17 protein-coding genes are annotated in these 14197 nt (G+C 56.6%); 8 read left to right on the top strand and 9 right to left on the bottom strand.

What is annotated here, in order from left to right; genetic code table 11:
- The 3 genes from tsaE to regB are packed head-to-tail and all read right to left on the bottom strand — an operon-like array spanning position 1 to position 3592.
- A complete protein-coding gene (gene tsaE, locus Q0746_RS08135) occupies positions 1–525 on the bottom strand; it encodes a tRNA (adenosine(37)-N6)-threonylcarbamoyltransferase complex ATPase subunit type 1 TsaE (RefSeq protein ID WP_298259059.1) in 525 nt (174 codons plus the stop codon).
- A gap of 43 nt (positions 526–568) precedes the next feature.
- Complete coding sequence (locus Q0746_RS08130; protein ID WP_298259058.1) at positions 569–2146, bottom strand: PAS domain-containing protein; 1578 nt, start codon at positions 2144–2146, stop codon at positions 569–571.
- A 60-nt stretch (positions 2147–2206) separates the two neighbouring features.
- Positions 2207–3592, bottom strand: coding sequence for a sensor histidine kinase RegB (gene regB / locus Q0746_RS08125; RefSeq protein WP_298259057.1), 1386 nt, complete (start codon positions 3590–3592; stop codon positions 2207–2209).
- A 99-nt stretch (positions 3593–3691) separates the two neighbouring features.
- On the opposite strand from regB, the gene Q0746_RS08120 reads away from it, so the two are divergent.
- From Q0746_RS08120 to Q0746_RS08110, 3 genes are all read left to right on the top strand, one after another.
- Positions 3692–4312 (top strand): SCO family protein, encoded by a 621-nt coding sequence (locus tag Q0746_RS08120; protein ID WP_298259056.1) that lies wholly within the window; start codon positions 3692–3694, stop codon positions 4310–4312.
- A gap of 85 nt (positions 4313–4397) precedes the next feature.
- On the top strand, positions 4398–4952 hold the full coding sequence (locus Q0746_RS08115) for an ActR/PrrA/RegA family redox response regulator transcription factor (RefSeq protein WP_298259054.1): 555 nt from the start codon (positions 4398–4400) through the stop codon (positions 4950–4952).
- Positions 4952–5278, top strand: a complete 327-nt coding sequence (locus Q0746_RS08110; protein WP_298259052.1) for a hypothetical protein — start codon at positions 4952–4954, stop codon at positions 5276–5278. Before Q0746_RS08115 ends, Q0746_RS08110 begins: the two co-directional genes overlap by 1 nt.
- Positions 5279–5308: 30 nt before the next feature.
- Here the strand turns inward: Q0746_RS08110 and Q0746_RS08105 are convergent, their stop codons facing one another.
- Both Q0746_RS08105 and Q0746_RS08100 read right to left on the bottom strand, forming a co-directional pair.
- Positions 5309–5782: a GNAT family N-acetyltransferase gene (locus Q0746_RS08105; protein WP_298259050.1), complete on the bottom strand. Its 474-nt coding sequence runs from the start codon at positions 5780–5782 to the stop codon at positions 5309–5311.
- Positions 5779–6369, bottom strand: a complete 591-nt coding sequence (locus Q0746_RS08100; RefSeq protein WP_298259048.1) for an HD family hydrolase — start codon at positions 6367–6369, stop codon at positions 5779–5781. Before Q0746_RS08100 ends, Q0746_RS08105 begins: the two co-directional genes overlap by 4 nt.
- A gap of 107 nt (positions 6370–6476) precedes the next feature.
- On the opposite strand from Q0746_RS08100, the gene ahcY reads away from it, so the two are divergent.
- The 3 genes from ahcY to Q0746_RS08085 all read left to right on the top strand — a co-directional run bounded on the left by ahcY (position 6477) and on the right by Q0746_RS08085 (position 9069).
- Entirely contained in the window at positions 6477–7862 is a 1386-nt protein-coding gene (ahcY, locus tag Q0746_RS08095; protein ID WP_298259046.1) for an adenosylhomocysteinase, read from the top strand.
- A 33-nt stretch (positions 7863–7895) separates the two neighbouring features.
- The gene (locus Q0746_RS08090) at positions 7896–8588 is read left to right on the top strand and encodes an extensin family protein (protein ID WP_298259044.1); all 693 of its coding nucleotides are present in this window, start codon (positions 7896–7898) and stop codon (positions 8586–8588) included.
- Between the two features lie 139 nt (positions 8589–8727).
- Positions 8728–9069: a DUF2853 family protein gene (locus Q0746_RS08085; protein WP_298259042.1), complete on the top strand. Its 342-nt coding sequence runs from the start codon at positions 8728–8730 to the stop codon at positions 9067–9069.
- Positions 9070–9411: 342 nt separating this feature from the next.
- Here Q0746_RS08085 and Q0746_RS08080 read toward each other — a convergent pair whose 3' ends face one another.
- The 4 genes from Q0746_RS08080 to tsaD are packed head-to-tail and all read right to left on the bottom strand — an operon-like array spanning position 9412 to position 12134.
- On the bottom strand, positions 9412–9825 hold the full coding sequence (locus tag Q0746_RS08080) for an EVE domain-containing protein (RefSeq protein ID WP_298259040.1): 414 nt from the start codon (positions 9823–9825) through the stop codon (positions 9412–9414).
- Positions 9825–10097: a YciI family protein gene (locus Q0746_RS08075; protein WP_298259038.1), complete on the bottom strand. Its 273-nt coding sequence runs from the start codon at positions 10095–10097 to the stop codon at positions 9825–9827. The genes Q0746_RS08080 and Q0746_RS08075 overlap by 1 nt, the downstream gene beginning before the upstream one ends.
- On the bottom strand, positions 10069–11040 hold the full coding sequence (locus Q0746_RS08070; RefSeq protein WP_298259036.1) for an NAD(P)H-dependent glycerol-3-phosphate dehydrogenase: 972 nt from the start codon (positions 11038–11040) through the stop codon (positions 10069–10071). Before Q0746_RS08070 ends, Q0746_RS08075 begins: the two co-directional genes overlap by 29 nt.
- Positions 11037–12134, bottom strand: coding sequence for a tRNA (adenosine(37)-N6)-threonylcarbamoyltransferase complex transferase subunit TsaD (tsaD, locus tag Q0746_RS08065; RefSeq protein WP_298259033.1), 1098 nt, complete (start codon positions 12132–12134; stop codon positions 11037–11039). Before tsaD ends, Q0746_RS08070 begins: the two co-directional genes overlap by 4 nt.
- A gap of 48 nt (positions 12135–12182) precedes the next feature.
- Here tsaD and Q0746_RS08060 point away from each other — a divergent pair, with 48 nt between their 5' ends.
- A complete protein-coding gene (locus Q0746_RS08060; protein WP_298259031.1) occupies positions 12183–12854 on the top strand; it encodes a uroporphyrinogen-III synthase in 672 nt (223 codons plus the stop codon).
- A 99-nt stretch (positions 12855–12953) separates the two neighbouring features.
- Positions 12954–14189 carry a hypothetical protein gene (locus Q0746_RS08055; RefSeq protein ID WP_298259029.1) on the top strand — a complete coding sequence of 412 codons (1236 nt, stop codon included), beginning with the start codon at positions 12954–12956 and terminating at the stop codon, positions 14187–14189.
- The last annotated feature ends 8 nt before the right edge of the window (positions 14190–14197 follow it).

Raw genomic sequence — 14197 nt, 5'->3', positions numbered from 1 at the left:
CTATTGGGTCTCCATCGCGGCAATAAGGCGCGTTACTATTTCTGAGGGACCGTTGATCTGCACGAAACGGCGATCAGGGTCCTTGGCATCTGGTGTTAGGGATATGTTCAATGCGCCAGCGGGGCGCAAGTCGCCCAATCGGTCAGGCCATTCGATAAGACACAAGGCGGTGTCAAATGCCTGTTCCAAGCCAAGTTCGATCAGCTCGTCGGGGTTGGTCAAACGATAGAGGTCGGCGTGCCAGACATCCAGTTGATCTAACTCATAGGTTTGAACCAATGTAAAAGTAGGGGAAGGCACGTCTTCGATCATGCCAGTTTGTGCCATCAGAGATTGAATTGCGCAGCGAGCGAAATAGCTTTTCCCTGCACCAACCGGACCTTCCAAAAGCACCGTCAAGCCTGGAGTCGCTTGGGTAGCCAGCGCATTTGCAAGATTTGCCGTGGCCTCTGGGTTGACGAGATCAGACGCCCAAGTGGTCTGATCTGTTGCTTGGCGGTTCTGAATTTCGGCTTTGGCTGTCATGCTGCGCAGTTTTACGCCAACGCGCCGTACCTTCAAGCGTTGATCAGGGTGAAACTACTGCAAGTTGGGAAGGTTGCTGTCGCTGGGGCAAGGCCGATTGTGGCGCAGGGGTCGTGTTGAAGCCGATCAATGTGGCCCCCCCCGCTAATGGTTCGAAGCGACAAGTCGCAATGCGCCCGTTTGACAGCGTTGCTGTATCGGTCCATGCACTTCGTTCTCCTCGGGTGCAGACGAAATCGCGGGCATCCCCCCATATCGGGTTGGGGGCGCTGGCTGATTGCCAAAGGCGCGTTGCATCTGTGATGGTGAGTTGGCCCAACACATTTTCGGGATCGGTCCCCCAAAGAGCATCATAGGCGGCGTTTGTCATGGTGATCACGCCGTCGTCGCCAAAGACGACGAGGGCTTCGGGCAGATGATCCAAAAGCGTTTGGTTCATCGACAACTCGCGGCGGAATTTGCGCGTCAGGCTCATTTCGGCGGTAATGTCTTCAATCAAGAAGGCAACTGCGCCCTCCGGATGTGGCCGCCCTGAAACACGGTATGTCTGTCCGGTCGGAAGCGCCCAAGTTTCGCAGTAGCTTCCGTCTGTAGCGGATTTATCCAACTCGGTGATTTTCTTGCGCCAGTCTGCGAAATCCCGTCGTTCAGGCAGCATTCTGTTTTCGCGCAGCTGATTTACAAAGTCATATAAGGTCGGGCGAGAAGACAACCACACAGGATCGAGATGAGTGAGATCCATAAGCGCAGGGTTGAACATCACCAAGGAGCGGGACTTGTCAAAGATCGCCAAGCCGATCGGAAGTGCCGCGAAGGTTTGGGTTAAGGTTTGAACAAACTGACGCAGGGACTCTTCTGCCCTTAGTGTTGCCCCAACATCCACAGCGAAATTCAAAGTACCGTTCCCGTTTCCATACCGGAGGACTTCGAAAGTGCGTGTCTCGCCAGAGCGCATCTCTAGGGTCGACCGTTTGGTTAACGGTGCCTCGCCCATTGATGTGATCGGCCCATCGTGAAAAAGCCTTGGGGGAGGCCAAGATTCAGAGCTGCGCGCAGATTTTGTGTCTTCGGCAATGGTAGCATAGGCTTGATTGACCCAATCAAGCGTTCCATCAGCCGTTTCGCGCCAAGACAGATATGGAGCAGCGTTAACGGCTGCGCGAAGGACCGTCAGTTCTGCTGCGGCTGCTGCAGCCTGATCGCTATCCACCAGAACTTTGTGGGACAATGGTGCCTCGATCCCTGACATCCGCAAGCTCAAACTGCTGCCGTGGGCGTCGACTTCCAAAACGGCAGGACCGTTCTGTGTGGATACGTTTAGGGTGAACTTTGCGTTGTGCCGAGACGAATCGCCCAAGCGTTGCGGCAGGTCAGGAAATATCCGAGACAATCTATCAATCAGCTGATGATACACGTCTTCGTCCAAGTCTTCGAGGCTAAGGGATCGCCGTGCACGTGGGCAAGCGTCTACCAGTTCACGGTTTTCGAAGCGAAACTCCAGTTGATCTTTCGGCGTGTCATCCTGCGTGGCCTTTAGCTTACTCCAAGAGTAGAAAGTCATCGCCCCAAGAAGCATACCCAATGAGAGGGTGGCTGCGAATTCGAACAGTAGATTTGCCATGAGAGTCACCTTCGATGCCGACATCGCAAATGACCTGACCTCAAATTCATTAAGGCTTGATTAAATCTCTATGGGTTTGTTCTCGCCCAAGGCGGTGGAGACACCGCTGGACCTTACGATTGACGCAGCTGGCCAGCTGATTTCTGCGATAGCGCCAAACCTTGGCTCGGATGGATTGCGAGGGCGCCTTGGACCGTTTGTGAAGCTGACCTGAGCACCAGATCGTTCCAGAAGTGTCTTGGCAATAAACAGCCCCAGCCCCATGCCTTCGTACTCTGGCCGAGAGGCGTCTTTCTTGCGCTTTGTGCCGCGCCGGATGAAGGGATCGCCAATGCGACCGATCAAATCCAACGGGTATCCCGGCCCATCGTCGAACACGCGTAGGGTTACCATTTCATCCGACCATTTGGCCTCTAGCCAAACATTGGCACTCGCAAAATCCACTGCATTTTGCACCAGATTGCGAATGCCGTGGATGATTTCGGGGCGGCGAAAAATTTCGGGAGATTTCTTTGCATGATCTTCCGTCGAGCCGAAGTTGAAGTGCAGATCTATGCCTCGATTCGCGTGTGGCTCGGCGGCTTCTGTGATGACCGAACTCAAGGGCGCGGTGTGCAAATGCAGGTCGTCCTTTCCCGCCCGCCCCATAGAGCGCAGAATGTCTCGGCAGCGATCGGCTTGCTCTCGAATGAGAGTCGCGTCTTCGCGTAAAACAGGGTCATCCAACTCATCTATCAGCTCTGCGCTGACCAATTTGATTGTCGCCAATGGGGTGCCCAACTCATGCGCGGCGGCGGCGATAACCCCGCCAAGGTCGGTTAGCTTTTGCTCTCGGGATAAGGCCATTTGCGTGGCCAGCAGTGCTTTGCTCATCGAGGCGGTCTCGGCGGTCACTCGGGCGGCATAGATTCCCAAGAACCCGATTCCCGTCACCATCGCCACCCAGAATCCGACGACGAACAACTGGGGCATCCGAAGCACAAACCCTTGGTCGCTGCGAAGCGGGACATAGTAGTATGCCAACACAGTGACCAGCAACACGGCCAACCCGCCCAAAAAGAAGGTGCTGCTTGCCCTCAAGGTCATCGCAGATACGGTGACGGGGGCCAGCATCAACAAGGCAAACGGGTTGTTCAAACCGCCAGTCAGATACAGCAGGAACGCGAGCTGGCTGATGTCAAACAGCAGGGTGACCAGCACTTCTTGTTCGGTCAACCGGTGATTCTGAGCATAAACGAAATGTGCGACGATATTGGAGGTCACCGAAGCACCGATGGCCAAGACGCACATGCCCAATTCTATCTGCAACCCAAGGTACAGACCGGCGACGCCAATGGCGCTGGTTTGGCCCATAACGGCAAACCAGCGCAAAATGATCAGCGTACGTAGCCGGACCACACCGTTGCCAACCCGTTGTGTTGAAAGGTTGAAGGTGGAATCTACCATCGCGAAGAAGTGAGCATCAGCGTCATAATGACCGATTGATACATGCCGCTGAATGGCGGATCAACTAAGGTGATTAGACACACCCGTGGAGCATTCATTTTGAAAAGTATCTATTCTGTTACGGCCGTAGGGCTTGTTGCTGTTATGTTGGGGGGCACCGGCATATATGTCGCCATGAACCAAGGCAGCGACGACGAGTTCGCCAGTTGCCGTGCCACAACCGTGGCGGGTGGCAACATCGGGGGGCCGTTCGAGTTGATCGACGAAACCGGTAAGACTGTAACCGACAAGGATGTGATCACCGAGCCGTCGTTAGTCTACTTTGGGTATACTTTTTGCCCAGATGTCTGCCCGCTGGATACCGCGCGTAACGCCGAAGCTTTGGATGTGTTGGCGGATCGTGGAGTGGATGCAAGCGCGCTGTTTATCTCCATCGACCCAGAGCGCGACACCCCAGAAGTCGTGGCGGAGTTCACCGATGTTATGCACCCGAAAATGCTGGGTTTAACCGGCTCGGCGGAACAGGTGAAGGCTGCGTCACAGGCCTATAAAACCTATTACAAAAAGCAACCTGGCGACCCTGACTACTATCTTGTGGACCATTCGACCTTCACCTATTTGGTCCTGCCTGAGAAGGGGTTCGTGGAGTTTTTCCGCCGTGAAACCACCCCAGAGCAGATCGCCGATACTGTCGCCTGCTACGTCAAAGCGAGCAGCTAGGCCAAAGCCTCATTTGCGGTAATGTTTGACGCGCCTTCCCTTGCAACATACACCTTGTAGGGGAGGGCCACCGGAGGAATTTGCTATGGGTGACAACGCGCTAAAAGACATCGGCGATGATAATTCGTTGCTTTTGGTCGACGACGACGAGCCTTTTCTGCGCCGTTTGGCCCGCGCAATGGAAAAACGGGGCTTTGCCCCCGAAACCGCTGAAACTGTCGCTGCGGGGCGCGCAATAGCGACGGCTCGTCCACCTGCTTATGCGGTAATTGATCTGCGTTTGGGGGATGGAAATGGCTTGGACGTGGTGGAAGTTTTGCGTGAAAAACGCCCTGACGCCAAGATCGTTGTGCTTACCGGATATGGTGCGATTGCCACTGCTGTGGCTGCGGTCAAAATCGGCGCCACGGACTATTTGTCCAAACCGGCTGATGCAAATGATGTGACCAATGCGTTATTGGCGACCGGAGATGATTTGCCTCCTCCGCCGGAAAACCCGATGTCCGCAGACCGCGTGCGCTGGGAGCATATCCAACGGGTGTATGAGTTGTGCGATCGCAATGTCTCGGAAACCGCGCGCCGCTTGAGCATGCACCGCCGTACGTTGCAGCGTATTCTGGCCAAACGGTCCCCAAAGTAATGCGCGCACTTTGGCTGGTGGTGGTTTTGGCGGCCTGTATGCCAACTGCACCAAGCACTCCGCGCCCTGATCCTATCCCCTATAGGCTTGATGAAAGCGGCATCCAGTTGACGGACCGTGTGCAGCGCATAGATTTCGGGCGTACCGACCATTCAACACTTCCGGCCATGACCAAGCTGGTTGGCGCGCCACCTTTCGCGTCGCAAGATTGCGCGGGCGGTGGGCAACGGGTGGACTGGCCGGATGGCACCTCGCTGGTGTTCAAGGGCGGTACATTTCGCGGCTGGATCAACGCCGCCAGTGCAGTCGGGGAAGGGTGCTCCTAGCGGTTGCTTTGATGCTTCGGCAGCGTCGGGCTATTCAAGCATCATACGTTTGTGGACACGGTCGACTGGAGTGCCGTCCTTCAACGGTTGCCCCTTGGTAACGGAGTGATCTTCGAATCCCATCTTGGAATAATAGGCCAATCCGCCGGTGTTGTCGGCGCGGATGGTTGCATCCAAAACGGTGTAACCGGCGTCGCGGCAGCATTTCAGCGTGTACTTGAAAAGCGCCGAGCCGATGCCGCGCTTCGTCGTGCCCGCCTGCGCAAAAGTCGCAATCAACCCCATGCCGGTATCATCGGGGTTCATCCATTGAAATCCGACGACTTCACCATCTGACACGGCCACATGTATAAAGGTCCGGTCGTCTTCGGGCTGGATGAAGCGATCAAAGAAAGTCGGCTCCTTGGGGGTTTCATAGGCTGTGGTGCCGCCAATCTTGATAACGTCGTTCAAGATCGCTGTGATCGCGTCGCGGTCTTCGGGGATGGCCTTTCTGACGATCATAATGCGGCCGATAGTTCTTCAAAGCGGCGCAAAAACTCGGCTTTCACCTCCATCGGGGGGCGCGGGTTCAGAGTTGCGGGCAGTGGGATGTTGTCGCTGGGCGTGCCGAACAACTTGTTGCTTTCCTCGATCGAGAACCCCGCGATTTGCGTGGCCTCTAACCATGCAGACAGCTTGTCGGCCTTTTTGATCTGTTTCTTTACGGCGGCGGGAATGGTGGCTGGCAGACCGAAACGAATATGGATCGCGGCGGTGAGCCGGTCATCCAGATCGGCATATCCAGGACCTACAGCGGCCTTCACCGGTGAAATCATGTCCCCGATTACATATTCGGGCGCGTCATGCAGCAAGGCGGCCAGTTGCCACTTCACCGGAGCATTGGGGTTGGATGCTGTGTACAGGCGCTCCACCAGCACCGAATGCTCGGTCACGGAATAGGCGTATTCACCCATGGTTTGCCCGTTCCAGCGGGCCACAAAGGACAATCCATGCGCGATATCTTCGATTTCGATGTCCATCGGAGTAGGGTCCAGTAAATCCAGACGACGGCCGGAAAGCATTCTTTGCCAAGCACGGGGTTGTTTCATCAGGTAGCCCTTTCTTACGTGTCGTTTTGTTCCATGAGGATCAGACATTGTCGAGAGGGGGGGAGAGTGCTATTTGCCCCTCATAACTGATTTCAGGAGCAGGTCACATGGCCAACGACTATGTAGTAAAAGACATAAACCTCGCGGAGTTTGGCCGTAAGGAATTGGATATCGCAGAAACCGAAATGCCGGGCCTGATGGCGCTGCGCACCGAGTTCGGCGACGCCAAGCCGCTAGCCGGTTCGCGCATCGTGGGATCGTTGCATATGACCATCCAAACCGCCGTTTTGATTGAAACGCTTGTGGCTTTGGGCGCGGATGTTCGCTGGGCGTCGTGCAACATTTTCTCTACGCAAGACCACGCCGCTGCGGCGATTGCGGCGGGTGGAACGCCGGTTTTCGCTATCAAAGGTCAGTCGCTGGAAGAGCATTGGGATTATCTCGACAAGTCCTTCATGTTTGAAGATGGCCCGAACCTGATCCTTGACGATGGCGGCGACGCGACGCTGTACATTTTGTTGGGTGCGCGCATTGAAGGTGGCGAAGCCTTTGGTGTGCCTGGCTCGGAAGAAGAAGAAGCGATCCAAGCGCAGATCAAGAAGCGTATGGCCGCAAGCCCCGGTTGGTTCACCAAGATGCGCGACCAGATCAAAGGGGTTTCCGAGGAAACAACCACTGGCGTTCATCGCCTGTACGAATTGGTCCGCGATGGCCAGTTGCCGTTCCCTGCGATTAACGTAAACGATTCCGTAACCAAGTCGAAGTTCGACAACAAATACGGCTGCAAGGAGTCGTTGGTTGACGGCATCCGCCGCGCGACCGACACCATGATGGCCGGTAAAGTTGCGGTTGTGATGGGCTACGGCGACGTGGGCAAAGGCTCGGCCGCGTCCCTGCGCGGTGCGGGTGCACGTGTGAAGGTGACTGAGGTTGACCCGATTTGCGCATTGCAAGCTGCGATGGACGGCTTTGAGGTTGTGATCTTGGAAGATGTTGTCAGCGATGCGGACATCTTCATCACCACCACCGGCAATAAAGACGTGATCCGGATCGAGCATATGCGCGAGATGAAGGACATGGCGATTGTTGGCAACATCGGCCACTTCGACAATGAAATCCAAGTGGCCTCGTTGAAGAACCACAAATGGACCAACATCAAAGAACAGGTCGACATGATCGAGATGCCGTCCGGCAACCGTCTGATCCTGCTGTCCGAAGGTCGTTTGCTGAACCTTGGCAACGCCACCGGTCACCCGTCCTTCGTGATGTCCGCGTCCTTCACCAACCAAGTGTTGGCGCAGATGGAGCTGTGGAACAACAATGAGGCGTATAAGAACGACGTCTATATTTTGCCCAAGCATCTGGATGAAAAAGTGGCGCGTCTGCACCTTGATCGTATCGGTGTGAAACTGTCGAAACTGGACAAAGAGCAGGCAGATTACATCGGCGTATCGCCAGACGGCCCGTTCAAGCCAGAACACTACCGCTACTAAAGGGGCGTCGCTATCGCCGCTTTGCGCATATTGTTGAGTATTCTAAGCGCCATCACGGTTTTCTGCGTGGTGGCGTTTGGCGTTTACTGGGCATTTACCGATCCACGCAGCCCCTTGCCACGGGAATGGAACCCGATGAAAGAGCTGGTGGTGACGGATCCCGTTACGCCGCTGACGCATTTCAAACTGCGTCGTGTCTTGAATGAGCCAGAGGCCTGTTTGCGAGTGTTGTCTCAGACGGGTCAGTTTAGCGCGATGGATCCCCTAGTGGACGGAGAGCGCTGCGGCATCGCGAACCGCGTTTCCCTATCCGGCGTCGGGTCATCAAAATTGCGGCCGCTTGAAACGGCCTGTGAAACTGCGCTTCGCTTGGCGATGTGGGATCAGCACGGGGTGCAGCCCGCTGGTCAGACCCATTTTGGGCAAGCCATCCGAGAACTGCGCCACATTGGCAGCTATAACTGCCGCGCCATACGGGGGGCCACCAACCGAATGAGCACCCACGCCACTGCGGCGTCCATCGATATCCGTGGGGTGGTTTTGGCGGATGGCACGTCTGTTGATCTGCTGTCTGATTGGAACGGCAGCGTGGCACAACAGGGGTTCTTGCGAGATGTGCGGGACGCCGGCTGCCAGTGGTTCTCGACCGTGTTGGGGCCGGAGTATAACGCGCTGCACGCTGATCACTTCCACTTCCAAAACCAAGGATGGGGGACCTGTCGATAGGTCGAATGCCGCTTGCGGGGAAAACTTCGGATTTTTTTCCTTTGGATTGGCTCCTTTAGCCCCTAATGTCCGCGATAAGGCCTGTTGACTGGCTGGAACTGGGGCAAGTGATGCCCAAACATTGGTGGGAGATATTTCTATGGGAAAACGTGACGAGCTGATTGCTGTCTACGCAGATGATCTGAAAAACAAATGTGGCATGACGCCTGACATGGATCTTTTGACAAAGGTCACGATCGGTTGCGGTCCTGCGATCTACAACGCTGATGCGTCCACTGTTGCAGGCAGCCAAGCTGAAGAACTGGAAACAGTAAAGAACAACTTCCTGATCAAAAAACTGGGCCTTTCCGACAGCCCGCAGTTGATGGAAGCTATCAATTCGGTGATCGAAACTTACGGCAAATCCGAGCGCAACAAATACCGCGCGGTGGTTTATTACATGCTGACCAAGCACTTCAACAAAGACTCCGTCTACGGCTAATCTCTACGCCCGTTTTTGAATGACAAGCGCCCGCCGGCGATCCGGCGGGTGTTTTCCGTTCTGAAAGGGGTCGGTTCAATTTGTTAGAAATGGGGGTCGAATTGGCAGCACTGTTTGTTTGCTTAGCTTTAACCCACGCGCTATTCATAGTGTACCGATGCCAGTAAGGCCGGATCCAGTTTCAGAGTCACGTGGTGTGAGGCACCAAGCACGTGGGGTAGAAGAGGGTTCTGGCTTGCCGGGGCCCTCTTTTCAATTGCAACAGATGAAGGTCGTGATGCGGAACAGGGCACGCATAATGCGGCGCATGGGTCGATCAGCGCGTCATGTTATCAGCTTGTGTCACAAGCCGCCCATTGCACAGAGAATTTCCCATTCCGCGTCTGTTACGGGCTGAACTGACAAGCGCGAGTTTTTCACAAGTACCATATCATCCAGACGCCCATCGGCCTTGATCTGATCTAGGGTGACGCCCTTTTTGAGTGGCTCAACCGCCTTGATATCCACGCAGTCCCAGCGGTCGTCGTCTGTGGTGCTATCGGGATGCGCCTCGGCGCAGACCTCGACGATGCCGACGATCTCGCGATCTTTTTGAGAATGATAGAAGAACCCGCGATCCCCTAGCTTCATCTCCCGCATGAAATTGCGGGCTTGGTAATTGCGCACGCCGTCCCATTCCTCACCCGCGTCACCCTTGGCGACCTGCTGGTCCCATGACCACGTGGACGTCTCGGATTTGAACAGCCAATACCGCATCAGCCGATGACCCTGTTCCACTGCTCCAGCCGAACTTCGGAAAATAGGCCAGCTTTTGCATAAGGGTCGGCAGCCGCCCAAGCATGAGCGGCATCCATGTCGGGCAGATCCAAAACGATCAATGAGCCGTACATATCACCGTTCGCATCTAGAAACGGGCCTGCCTGCAGCACGGATTCCGACGCCTTTAGGTAGGCGACATGGGCATCGCGGTTGGCTTTGCGTGTGTCTAGGTGATCGGGTTTATCGGTGCAGATCAGGGCGATAAGCATAGGGCCATTCCTTTGTCAGCGGTCGTGACAGCAGCAACGACAGCGCTTGTTCCAATGTTAGTTTCTCTTCTACCACCCCAGCAACCATTTTGGCGATGGGCATGTCGACGCCTTTGGCCTCGGCCAGCTTTACGATGGCGCGCGCGGTGTGGCGGCCCTCGGTGGTGGCGCTCGGTGCGGGGCCTTTGCCGCCCAAGGACAGCCCGAAGGAGAAGTTGCGGGATTGCTCCGAGGTGCAGGTCAACGAGAGGTCGCCAAACCCCGCGAGCCCCGCAAGGGTTTCGGGTTTCGCGCCCATCGCCACCGCCATCCGCAACATTTCGGCCATGCCGCGGGTCATCAAAGCCGCACGCGCACTTTCGCCAAGACCCGCGCCGATACAAATGCCACAAGCGATCGCGATGACGTTCTTTAGCGCCCCACCCAATTCGGCACCAATCGGATCGTTGGAGAGATACAGGCGCAGCGTATCGGTGGAGAGGGTTTCTTGAAGGTCCTCACCAATGTCACTTTGCGTCGCGACGACAAGGGCAGTGGGCAACCCGCGCGCGATGTCGGCCGCGAAGCTCGGGCCGGTAAGGATCGCGGAAGGGGCATCGACCAGATCGTCAATGATTGCGGTTGGCCCGCGACCGGTGGCGAGATCCACCCCTTTGCAGCACGCGATTGCCGCCCGAGGGGCTGGTGTGTTGTCGGTGAGATACCCTGACAGCGATTGCATCGGAACGGCGAGCAGCAGCAAGTCGTCTTGGGACACCTCCAGCTTGGTGGTCAGGGCAATGCTCCGCGGAATTGGCACCCCCTTCAGGCGCGGGTTGTCGCGGCTGGTTTGGAAGACCTCCACCGACCTGCCCACAAGCGTGACATCACGCCCTGCCATATCCAAAGCAACGGCCAAAGCGGACCCGAACGCGCCTGCACCTGCGACGACAATTTTGCTCATGCTTTGGCTCCTTTTTTGCCGGACCCTAGCATTGCAGGGGCGGATGTATCCAACGGCCAACGGGGGCGCGCGGTGAGGGTGAGATCGTCAATCAAACCTAGGCGAAATCTCTCCAGACCAACCCAAGCGATCATGGCGGCATTGTCAGTGCAGAGTTTCAAAGGTGGTGCAGTGAACTGAACGCCTTGAAGCTGGGCGAGGTCTGATAGATGCGTGCGAATGGCTTGATTGGCAGCAACGCCCCCTGCAACCGCGATGGCGGGGCTGTTGGGGGCGAGGTCCAAGTATTGCACCAACGCGCGGCGGGTTTTCTCGGTCAGCACGTCGGTGACCGCTGCTTGGAAGCTGGCAGATAAATTCGCCTGATCTTGCGGATGCAACCCGCCCTGCTTTGCGACCAAAGCGTCGCGCGCCCGAAGGGTGGCGGTTTTCAAACCCGAGAAGGACATGTCACAACCGGCGCGATCCAGCAGGGGGCGCGGCAGCTTGTGGGATTTAGGGTCGCCGGATTTTGCCGCCTTCTCGATAGATGGCCCACCGGGCTGTGGCAGCCCGATAAGCTTAGCAACTTTGTCAAAGGCCTCTCCGGGGGCATCATCTATTGTGCCGCCAAGGCGCTGAAACTTGGTCGCAGAATGCACGATCAAAAACTGGCAATGCCCGCCTGACACCAAGAGCATCAGATAGGGAAATTCCAATTGATCCGTCAGACGCGGAGTGAGCGCATGACCCGCGAGGTGGTTTACTCCGATCAGCGGTGTTCCCGATCCCGCGGCCAGACCTTTGGCGCACATCACCCCAGACATCACGCCACCAATGAGACCTGGGCCAGCGGTAACGGCAATCGCGTCAATGTCTGGCAAGGTCAGACCTGAGGTTGCGAGCGCTGCCTCAACCATGACATCCAACTTCTCGGCATGGGCTCGGGCGGCAATTTCGGGGACGACGCCTCCAAAATTTGCATGCAGCTCTGTTTGGCCGAAAACCTCGTTGGACATGATTTCGGGCGCTTGCCCGCCTGTTTGACGGATCACAGCGGCGGCGGTGTCGTCGCAGCTGCTTTCTATGCCGAGGATCGTGAGAGTATTCGCCAAGGGTCGGACCTGTTGTGCGGAGCTTTTGCAACGGGTAACACCATTGCCATGGTCCAGACAATCCCACCCACGGTGCTTCTGACCCGCCCTCGCGCGGCCTCTGAGCGCTTGGCGGCCCAAATTAGCGCGCAGGTGGTGATTTCCCCGTTGATGGAAGTGATATGGCGCAGCGTTCCCGTTTTGGGCGAAGCTCCGGATGCGGTCGTGTTCACTTCGCAAAATGGGGTCGAGGGCTTTGTGCGAAATGCAGATTGGCGCGGCGTGGCTTATTGCGTGGGCGACAGAACAGCGCAGGCTGCGCAGGCCGCGGGGTTTCAAGCCGTCAGTGCCGGAGGCGATCTGAGCGATCTGAAAGCGATGCTGGCGGCGCGGGCCAAAGGGGCGCGACTGATCCACGCACGTGGGTTACATGTGGCGGGGGATCTAGGAGATATCGCATCGCCATTGATTACCTATGAGCAGCGCCCCTTGGCCCTGTCCCTAGAGGCCCGCAAGGTTCTAAGCGGAATGAACAAGGTGGTCGTGCCGTTATTTTCCCCGCGAAGTGCCGCGCTGTTTGTCCAAGAGTTCTCACGGATTGGGCATGCGCCATTGGTGGTAGTCGCCATAAGTAAATCGGTCGCGAAGGCCTGCAGTGATGCGGGGTTGGAGGTGGCATTCGTCGCAAGTTCGCCTGATGGTGCGGCGATGATAAACGCAATAGAAACCGCCTGTGCGTAGGTGTTCTGCTTGAGCGTCGGCGGACTGTTGGTTTAAGGTCGGGCGTGGCTGCACTGTTGTCAGAGTCGCCCCGCGAATGAAGCGAAAAGGAATATGCGCTTGGCCCGCAAGAAAAACTCCCCGTCGAAGACAGACGCAACCGCAGCTAAGGCGAGTTCGTCTAAAGCAGGTGCTATTTCTGACGTCGTAAAAGGCGCCGAATTTGATGAGCTAGACGCCGCAATGGCTGACACTAAGGTCGAAGGTGTAAAGCTCGACGCCTTAGACGCCACAGAGGTGGCGGAGGAAGACGTGATCGAGGCCACGAAAGAGGCTGAGGAAGAGATTGACGAGGTCTCAGAGACCGACGTCGACGAAGCCGAGAATGCGCAACCGGAAGAGCCCCTCAAGCTTGAAGAAACTTCTCGCGTCGAACAAGTCCCCGTCGCCCCTGTTGTGGAGCGTCGCGGAGGGTTTTGGGCACCATTGTTTGGTGGGGCCTTGGCCGCACTGATCGGATTTGGCGGTGCCATCTACTTTAAAGCCGCCGATTGGCCTGTATTTGGCGGGGAACGAAACATCGAAGCGCAGCTCTCGGAGCAATCTAACGCGATCGCCGAGTTGAAGGCGGCGCTTGACGCAGCCGATGCGCAAAACGCGCAGGCGCGTGGGGCTTTGAGTGCACGAATTGACGAGCTTCCGACGCAGGCCGCAGCACCTTTGCCTCAGGATGTACAAGCCAAGTTGGATGCCCAACGCTCTGAGATGGCGCTTTTGGAAGCCAATCTGGAAAAGATGCGCGCCTTAACTCAGGGCCAAATTGAAACGGCACAGGCCCATCAAGAAAACGCCGCGCAAGCGGAAGCCAAAGCAAAGGCACGCGGGGCCTTGAATGCGTTGCGCTCTGCTTTGGAAACGGGCGCTCCCTTTGGGTCCGTTGTATCGGAGATTGCAGACGCAGTTGAGGTGCCAGAAGCGCTTGTCAGCGTAGCGCAATCTGGTGTGCCCACTGCGGCAGCCATTGAGGCACAGTTTGCTGAAAGCGCAAGAGCCGCATTGTCCGCATCGTTGAAGGCCTCCGCAGGAGACAGCGCGACGGACCGGTTGACGTTCTTCTTGAAGGACCAACTCGGAGCACGCTCACTTACGCCGCGGGAAGGGGATGATCCGGACGCGGTTTTGTCGAGGGCTGAAGCCGCAACAAAAGCGGGCGACTTGGACGCGGCCCTGCTTACGGTCGACGCATTGCCCGAGGTTGGCAAGGCCGCGATGGAAGAATGGGCAAAAGCGGCTGTGACACGCCGTGACGCGCTTGCTGCTTTTGACAGCCTTAACGACGCATTGAACGCGAATTAGGATAAAAA

Source organism: uncultured Litoreibacter sp. (genome assembly GCF_947487515.1).
In the GTDB taxonomy this organism is placed as follows: domain Bacteria; phylum Pseudomonadota; class Alphaproteobacteria; order Rhodobacterales; family Rhodobacteraceae; genus Litoreibacter.
This window is presented reverse-complemented; position numbering and strand designations above follow the sequence as displayed.

Excerpts from the sequence above, each read along its gene's own strand:
- Q0746_RS08080 (WP_298259040.1), bottom strand. The coding sequence starts at position 9,825 with ATGCGGTATTGGCTGTTCAAATCCGAGACGTCCACGTGGTCATGGGAC.
- ahcY (WP_298259046.1), top strand. The coding sequence starts at position 6,477 with ATGGCCAACGACTATGTAGTAAAAGACATAAACCTCGCGGAGTTTGGC.
- Q0746_RS08105 (WP_298259050.1), bottom strand. The coding sequence starts at position 5,782 with ATGATCGTCAGAAAGGCCATCCCCGAAGACCGCGACGCGATCACAGCG.
- Q0746_RS08070 (WP_298259036.1), bottom strand. The coding sequence starts at position 11,040 with ATGAGCAAAATTGTCGTCGCAGGTGCAGGCGCGTTCGGGTCCGCTTTG.
- Q0746_RS08085 (WP_298259042.1), top strand. The coding sequence starts at position 8,728 with ATGGGAAAACGTGACGAGCTGATTGCTGTCTACGCAGATGATCTGAAA.
- Q0746_RS08100 (WP_298259048.1), bottom strand. The coding sequence starts at position 6,369 with ATGAAACAACCCCGTGCTTGGCAAAGAATGCTTTCCGGCCGTCGTCTG.
- Q0746_RS08060 (WP_298259031.1), top strand. The coding sequence starts at position 12,183 with ATGGTCCAGACAATCCCACCCACGGTGCTTCTGACCCGCCCTCGCGCG.
- Q0746_RS08110 (WP_298259052.1), top strand. The coding sequence starts at position 4,952 with ATGCGCGCACTTTGGCTGGTGGTGGTTTTGGCGGCCTGTATGCCAACT.
- Q0746_RS08130 (WP_298259058.1), bottom strand. The coding sequence starts at position 2,146 with ATGGCAAATCTACTGTTCGAATTCGCAGCCACCCTCTCATTGGGTATG.
- regB (WP_298259057.1), bottom strand. The coding sequence starts at position 3,592 with ATGGTAGATTCCACCTTCAACCTTTCAACACAACGGGTTGGCAACGGT.
- Q0746_RS08075 (WP_298259038.1), bottom strand. The coding sequence starts at position 10,097 with ATGCTTATCGCCCTGATCTGCACCGATAAACCCGATCACCTAGACACA.
- tsaE (WP_298259059.1), bottom strand. The coding sequence starts at position 525 with ATGACAGCCAAAGCCGAAATTCAGAACCGCCAAGCAACAGATCAGACC.
- Q0746_RS08115 (WP_298259054.1), top strand. The coding sequence starts at position 4,398 with ATGGGTGACAACGCGCTAAAAGACATCGGCGATGATAATTCGTTGCTT.